Origin of the sequence: Parafrigoribacterium mesophilum (genome assembly GCF_039652555.1) — a bacterium.
Classification (GTDB): Bacteria; Actinomycetota; Actinomycetes; order Actinomycetales; family Microbacteriaceae; genus Parafrigoribacterium; species Parafrigoribacterium mesophilum.
In genome coordinates, this window is the sequence record NZ_JBDJAF010000054.1 from 1 (window position 1) to 274 (window position 274).

Annotated in this window: 1 protein-coding gene; it reads left to right on the forward strand. The window is 63.5% G+C overall.

The annotated features are described in order from the left end of the window. A partial coding sequence (locus ABFX56_RS16070; RefSeq protein ID WP_346234361.1) for a hypothetical protein occupies positions 1-274 on the forward strand: 274 nt, incomplete at both ends.

A 274-nucleotide genomic window follows, 5' to 3' on the forward strand; every position in this document is an offset into this window, starting at 1 on the left:
AGGGCCGATCACATCGTCGTGTTCTCCCGCGAGCAGGTGCACCACGACAAGCAATTCGACATCTTGGGGCCGGTCGAGCGCGGTAGGTTGACCTGGGAGCAGATCCGCGAACTCGGAGACGTGCTCATCGATCCGGCGCCCGTCCGTCAGAGCCCCGAGGAGATCACCGTCTTCGCAAACAACACCGGCATCGGCATCCAGTTCGGGGCCGTCGGTGCACGGGTTCTCGAACTCGCTGAGAAGCTCGACCTCGGGCACGTCGTTCCGACGGATT